This window comes from Halomonas halmophila, from assembly GCF_006540005.1.
Lineage (GTDB): Bacteria > Pseudomonadota > Gammaproteobacteria > Pseudomonadales > Halomonadaceae > Halomonas > Halomonas halmophila.
Map to the genome: position 1 here is coordinate 53,631 of NZ_BJOC01000024.1, position 6,864 is coordinate 60,494.

A 6,864-nucleotide genomic window follows, 5' to 3' on the forward strand; every position below is an offset into this window, starting at 1 on the left:
TGCCGGAGCGAAGATCAGCTCGGGTCCCGGGTGCTCAACCACTCCAGGGCGCCCGGGGTACTGCGCCATTGATCGCGCATGAGGGTGCGATACTGCCAGGCCTCGGCGGGTGAACCGGGCGCGGCCTCGGTGCTGCTGCCCGAGGGCTCGCGGGGCGAGTCGCTGTAGAGCAGTACCAGGGCATGGCGATTATGCTGATACACCCGCTGCAACTGCTCGTTGGCCTCGTCATAGCGCCCCAGCCGATAGAGTGCCAGCAGGCGTCCCATCATCATGCCCAGCATGGCACCGGACTCTACTTGATCATCGGCCATGGCCTCGCCACTGAGGGTCAGGGCCTCGTCGTTGCGCCCTTCACGCAGCAGCTGGTCGAGCACCAGCTCGCGCAGCCCCAGGCTGTCCTGATCATCCAGCGCCAGCAGCCGCTCGGCGAGCTGGCGGGAATGTTGTCGCGCGCCACGCTCCATGCCGACCACCAGGGCCAGCCCGGTACGCAGGAGTACGGCGTTATCGGCGTTTTCCCAGACCAGGGCCGAGCCCTGCAGCGCATGGGCCTGGGCCAGCCAGCCCTGCAGTCGCCGTGCCAGGGGCTCGAAGAGGCTGGGCGCCATCCACGGCAGGCTGCCGAAGCGACTGGTCAGCGCCAGCGCCAGGGACTCCACCACGGCGGGCGAGTCCAGCCATTCCGGATTGGCACACAGGGCCGGCAGCCATTCCTCGGCCTGCAGCCAGGGGTCGCTGTCGAAGCCCAACAGGGCTTCCGGGTCCACCTGGGCGACGAACACCGCCTGGAAGGCCGCGTAATGCGTCATGTCCCGGGCACTGGCGTGATAGGTCAGGCCGTCTTCGCCGCGCTGGAATTCGAGCGACGGGGCCTCTGGCAGTTCCTGCATCAGGGACTGCAGGGATACCAGGGGCTCGGCCAGGTCGGCTTCGGCGTTGAGCAACTGTTCGGCCAGGGTGGCCCCCGGATTCGCCGCCAGCTCGGCCAGAAACTCCAGCTGCTCGGGCTCCAGATCGCCCTGCCGGGCCAGACGCCGATACCAGAAGCGTGAACGCTCGGCGGCTTCTTCCTCGTTGCCCTCGTGCAGCAGCAGCATGGCCTCGATGTAGGCCAGCGTCGGCGAGTCGGGCAGTGCCTGCTGGGCGCGCACGAAGGCCGCCCGGGCACTGTCCAGATCGTCGTTGTCGAGATGCAGCAGGCACAGCCGTTCCAGGGCAACGCCGCGCAGGGACAGGGGGCCATGCTCGAAGACGGCATCCAGCAGGGCCTGGCGCTTGCGGTTGAAGCCACGCTCCTGGTAGAGGTCGACGAGGATCTCGAAGGCAGGCTCGGCCTGGTCGGGCAGGTTGTCCCAGTCAGGGTTGTCGAAGACCGATTCGAGGATCTGCTGGGCACGCCCACGCTGGCCGGATTCGCCGGCAATCAGGCCGGCTTCGAGCAGCGCCTGCGATGGCGCCAGCCCACTGGCCAGCGCCGCCTTGAGCGTCGCGCCCTTCCACTCGCGCAGAGACAGCATCCACATCAGGTGGCCGGGCACATGCCCGGGCAGCGACACGGCGCCGCAGCACTGCCGCATCCTGAGTCCGGAGTCGCACCAGCAGGGCTCGTTGTCGCCCGGCCGGGCCAGCGGCTCGCACTCGAAGTCCAGCCGCTCCAGCGGCGTCTGGGACCAGAGTTCCGGTGCCAGGGCCTGGGCCGTGGCCAGATCGTCCTCGAAGTGCGCTGGGCCCTCTTCCCGTGCCCAGGCCATCAGGGTGGGATAGCGCTCATCTTCGCGTATGGCTCCCAATGCTCCGGACGCGAACCCCAGCAACTGCTCTACCCATACCGCCAGCATCGCTGTCTCCAACACGTTCGGAAAACGCCACAGTCTAACAGCTGCGTGCCGGCCTGGCAGCCGCTCACTCCGAGGCCCACTGCCGCAGCGGGGCAGTACGTGCGGTCATGTCGAGGCGGGCTTGCAGCCGCACCAGGTTCCAGTAGTGGCCATTGAGGGTGCGCGACAGCAAGAGGGTATCGGCCGGCGGCTGCAGCCGGTCCAGCGCCGCCCAGATCTTCGGGCTGAGCTCACGCACACGCTGATGAACACGAATGTCGCCGAAGTCCTGCGGGCCCGGCGCGAACAGCGGCGCGATGGCATCGGCGGTCTCGCGATACAGAGCCAGCGGCGCGCCCTGCCCCTGGCGGCCGCCCAGCGCCATGACGGCCTCGTCCATGGCCATGGGGTCCTTCTCGAGGGTGGCATCCAGCAGGTGCATCAGCGTGCGGAGCCGTGTCGTCGGAACCTCGATGACGGCGCCCAGGTCATAGATCACCAGCCGCCCCTCAGCATCGGCGGCGAAGTTGCCGGCGTGGGGATCGGCATGCAGCTCGCCATGGGTGAAGAGCTCTTCCGTCAGCCAGCCGGCCAGGGTCGTGCTGAGGCGCTGACGCAATCCGTCCTCGGCGGACTCCAGCTCGCGCAGCGGGGTGCCCTCGACATACCGCATGGCCAGCACGCCCTCGCCGCAGAGGTCCGGCAGCGGTTCGGGGATCACCAGTTCATCGCGCTCGGCGTAGCGTTGGCGATAGCGCGACAGGGCATCGGCCTCGGCCCGGTAGTCCAGCTCGCCACGCAGGCTGGTGGCCAGCTCCTCGAACATGGCATCCAGCCGCGCCTGGGGCATGCGCAGCCAGCGGCCGAGACGCATCAGGCGCCGCACCTGGCGCAGGTCATCCTCCAGCACCTGGGCCAGTCCGGGATACTGCACCTTGAGCACCACGCTCTCGCCGTCATGCGTGACGGCCCGATGCACCTGCCCCATGGAGGCGCTGGCAAAGGGCCGGGTCTCGATGGACGCAAAGGGCGTGTCGAGGTCGCCGTAGCAGTCGACCAGGGTGCGCCGAATGTCCTCCCAGGGCATGGGTTCGGCCTGGCGCTGCAGACGCGCCAGCTCATCGGCCAGCTCGGGTGGCAGAACGTCATCCCACTGGGACACGATCTGGGCCAGTTTCATGGCCGGGCCCTTGAGCTCGGAGAGGCCGTCGAACAGCGACTCGCCCAGCGCGTGCCAATCGGCCTGCCCGCCCAGGCGCTGCTTGAGCACGGCGCCGCCGGCTCGCGAGCCCAGGCCGAAAAGACGCCGTCGTCGACCCTGTTCTCTCACTGCTGCCTCCCGTCCGCTCAGCGCGCGGGGTACCGGTCGGTTTGCGGCCGGGCCCTCTGGCGGATACCAGTAAATACTGTAAGAATCCCCATGTTCGCTCATTGCCCCGCGAGATGCCATGCGTCTGATCATCGCCGAGAAACCCAGCCTGGCCCGAGCCATCGCCAATGCCCTGCCGAACTCGCCGCGTCAGGAGGAAGGCGCCCTGGTGGCGGGCGACACCACCGTGACCTGGTGCCTTGGCCACCTGCTGGAACAGGCGCCACCCGATGCCTATGACCCGGCCCTGAAGACCTGGCGACTCGACAGCCTGCCCATCCTGCCGGACGAGTGGCGGCTGATGCCGCGCCCCAAGGCCAAGGGGCAGCTTGGCGTGATCCGCCGCCTGCTGAAGAGCGCCACCCAGGTGGTGCATGCCGGCGACCCGGACCGCGAAGGCCAATTGCTGGTCCAGGAGGTCATCGAGTACCTGGGCTGGAAGCGCGACGTGGCCCGCCTGCTGGTCAGCGACCTGAACCCGCCGGCGGTCAAGCGTGCCCTGGCACGACTGGAGGACAACCGCCGCTACGCATCCCTGTATCAGGCCGCCCAGGCGCGCGCCCGGGCCGACTGGCTGTACGGCATCAACCTGACCCGGGCCTGGACCCTGGTGGGCCGCCAGGCCGGGCATGACGGGGTGCTCTCGGTAGGTCGGGTGCAGACCCCGGTGCTCGGCCTGGTGGTGCGCCGTGATGCCGAGATCCGCGACTTCACGCCGGTGCCCTTCTTCGTGCTGTGGGCCGACCTGGCGGTAGCCCGCGGCACACTGCGCGCCTGGTGGGTGCCCGGCGAATCGCACCGGCTGGATGACCAGGGCCGGCTGCTCGATCGCCGGGCCGCCGATGCCCTGGCACCGCGCCTGCCGGGGGCCGAAGGCCGGCTGACCAGCCTGGAGAGCCGCGACAAGCGCCAGGCCGCCCCGCTGCCCTACTCGCTCTCGGCGCTGCAGGTCGATGCCGCGCGTCGTCACGGCCTCTCGGCCAAGGCGGTGCTCGACATCTGTCAGCGCCTCTACGAGCGCCACCAGTTGATCACCTATCCACGTTCGGACTGCCGCTACCTGCCCGAGGAGCACTTCCAGGGCGCGCAGCGCACCCTGCAGGGGGCCTGCCGGCATGACGAGACGCTGGGCCGCTGGCTGGCCGGCGCCGATTTCTCGCGACGCTCCAAGGCCTGGAACGACAAGCAGGTGGGCGCCCACCACGCCCTCTCGCCCACCGGCAAGCCGGCCGACCTGGAAAAGCTGTCGCGCCAGGAAGCCGACATCTTTCGCCTGATCACCCGAAATGTGCTGGCTCAGTTCTATCCCGCCCTGCAGACCCGCGAGGTAAAGGCCGAGTTCACCATCCTCGAGGAACGCTTCCGCGCCCGCGGCCAGGAGGTCCTCGAGCCGGGCTGGAAGCCCTTGTTCACCACCCGTGACGAGGCCCCGCCGCTGCCACCGCTCAACGAGGGCGAGACGTGTCGCGTCGATGACGCCGGCGTGGAGGATCGCGAGACCCGGCCTCCCGAACACTTCACCGATGCCAGCCTGATCAAGGCGATGATGAACATCGCCCGCTATGTCGACGACGCCTCGATTCGGCGCACCCTGCGCGACTCCGACGGACTGGGCACCGAAGCGACGCGGGCCGGCATCATCGAGACGCTGCTGGAGCGCGGCTACCTGGTGCGCGAAGGCAAGAGCCTCAGGGCCAGCCGGCTGGGCAGCGCCCTGATCGCCTCGCTGCCGGAAGCCGTCGGGCGACCGGAACGGACGGCACAGTGGGAGCAGCGCCTGGCCAGTATTGCCGAAAACGATGATCCAGCGGCGCCCTTTCTGGATGGGCTGGTGGCGGACCTGCGTCAGCTGTTGCAACACGCCGATGCCGGCCGGGTCCACAACGCCCTACAGCAGGCCCAGGGGCCCGAGCCCCGAAGCGGCGGCAAGGCCGGCGGCAAAAAAGGCGGCCGGCGCACCCAGTCGCGGGGCAAGCGCACTCAGGGCAGCGCGTCAGGCGGGAAGGCTTCCAACCAGAAGAGCACGACCCGCAGCGCGTCAAGCCGCAGCAAGTCCTCCGGCAGCTCGCGCTCGCGGCGCGGCAGTGGTGGCAAGTCGTCATGACCCAGCTGATCATCGGTCCCGGCGCCATGGGCGGCCTGCTCGGCATCAAGCTGGCCTTGCAGCAGCCGGTGGTGCTCGCCGGGCGGCGCTCCCTGCCGACGCCACAGTCACTGACCAGCCCGCAAGGCAGCACAACGCAACATGCCGTGGACGGCCGACTTGCAGCGGCATTGACCGAGCGCGATCTCTCGACCGTCACCACCGTGCATCTGCTGACCAAGGCCTACGCCGCCGAGTCTGCCCTGGCCGAGGTGGCCACGCGCCTGCCGGCGGCAACGCCACTGGTACTGTGGCAGAACGGGCTCGAGGTGCAGCCCCGGCTGACCCGCGACTGGCCGGGCCCCACCCTGTGCGCCAGCACCACCGAAGGCGCTTATCGCCAGAGCGATGCGCATATCGTGCACGCCGGCCATGGCCACACCTGGATCGGCCACCTGGCGGGCGAGCATGCGAGCCTTTCCACCGAGCTGGCCGACACCCTGACCCGGGCGGGCCTGGCCAGCCAGGCGGTGGACGACATCCACCAGCGCCTGTGGCACAAGCTGGCCGTCAATGCGGCCATCAACCCGGTGGTCGCCCGCTACCGCATCCGTAACGGACGGCTTGCAGAACCGCGCTTCGCGCCCATTACCAACGCCATCATCGCCGAAGTGGCGGACATCATGCACAGCGCCGGGATTGCGTTGCCGGCCCAGGGGCTGAGCGGGCTGGTCTGGCAGGTGATCGAGGACACGGCCCACAACCGAGCCTCCATGTTGCAGGACGTGCTGACCGGCCGCCCCACCGAACATGACGCCATCCTGCTGCCCCTGTTGCGCCTGGCGCGGGAGCACCACCGAGCGACACCCTGCCTCGCGGCCTTTCACCGTTATTTCAGCCAACGCTCGGCGACTGGATAAGTCGAAGGTCGAGTGCTAGCTTTCATGAATCACAAGAAATGAAGTCGCAAGCGGCCTGCCCTGGGCCACATCGAGGTCAGGGGACATGAATTCTCGAGCAGACAAGTGGATCGCAACCGGCCTGGTGATGGTGGTCACCGGGTTTTCTTCATGCGTGACGGTTGCCGACGACGAGCCGGTCTTTTCACAGCAGTCCACGCGCATCACCCAGCTCGACAACGGCCTGATCATCGAGGGCCAGGATGTCGAGTCGGGCGACCGCTTCACGTCCGGCTTCAGCCTGACGGCCGGCATCAACTCCACCACCATGCCGGCACTGGACCTGGGCGCCGAGTTCAGCTATCGCGACAGCGACGCCGTGCCCGTGTCAGGCCAACGCCTGGTCGACACCACCAGCCTCGGTGGCAGCCTGATCGCCGGCATCCGCCTGCAAGACGGCTTCGGCCTCTACGCCAAGTCCGGCCTGGCTAACTGGGACACCGACGGCTCCACGGGCAGTCTCGGACTCGAGGAAAACGGCATCGCCCGCGTCGAAGGCTTCGGCGCCCGCTGGCATAACAACGGCGTCATCAGCCAGATCGAATACGAACACTTCGACGACAAGACGCTCTCCCACCTCAACCGCATCAACGCCACCGTGAGGGTGCCGTTCTAGTAAGCCGTAAGCCGTAA

At 68.5% G+C, this 6,864-nt stretch carries 5 protein-coding genes; 3 read left to right on the forward strand and 2 right to left on the reverse strand.

Going from position 1 to position 6,864, the window contains the following annotated elements; genetic code table 11:
- Positions 1 to 14 precede the first annotated feature (14 nt).
- Positions 15 to 1,841: an SEC-C domain-containing protein gene (locus HHA01_RS09835; protein ID WP_141320207.1), complete on the reverse strand. Its 1,827-nt coding sequence runs from the start codon at positions 1,839 to 1,841 to the stop codon at positions 15 to 17.
- Between the two features lie 64 nt (positions 1,842 to 1,905).
- Positions 1,906 to 3,150: an ABC1 kinase family protein gene (locus HHA01_RS09840; RefSeq protein ID WP_141320209.1), complete on the reverse strand. Its 1,245-nt coding sequence runs from the start codon at positions 3,148 to 3,150 to the stop codon at positions 1,906 to 1,908.
- Between the two features lie 118 nt (positions 3,151 to 3,268).
- Between HHA01_RS09840 and HHA01_RS09845 the strand changes: the two genes are divergently transcribed.
- From HHA01_RS09845 to HHA01_RS09855, 3 genes are all read left to right on the forward strand, one after another.
- On the forward strand, positions 3,269 to 5,293 hold the full coding sequence (locus tag HHA01_RS09845) for a DNA topoisomerase III (protein ID WP_141320211.1): 2,025 nt from the start codon (positions 3,269 to 3,271) through the stop codon (positions 5,291 to 5,293).
- On the forward strand, positions 5,290 to 6,192 hold the full coding sequence (locus HHA01_RS09850; protein WP_141320212.1) for a ketopantoate reductase family protein: 903 nt from the start codon (positions 5,290 to 5,292) through the stop codon (positions 6,190 to 6,192). The genes HHA01_RS09845 and HHA01_RS09850 overlap by 4 nt, the downstream gene beginning before the upstream one ends.
- Positions 6,193 to 6,277: 85 nt before the next feature.
- Positions 6,278 to 6,847: a porin family protein gene (locus HHA01_RS09855; protein ID WP_141320215.1), complete on the forward strand. Its 570-nt coding sequence runs from the start codon at positions 6,278 to 6,280 to the stop codon at positions 6,845 to 6,847.
- Positions 6,848 to 6,864: the final 17 nt, after the last annotated feature.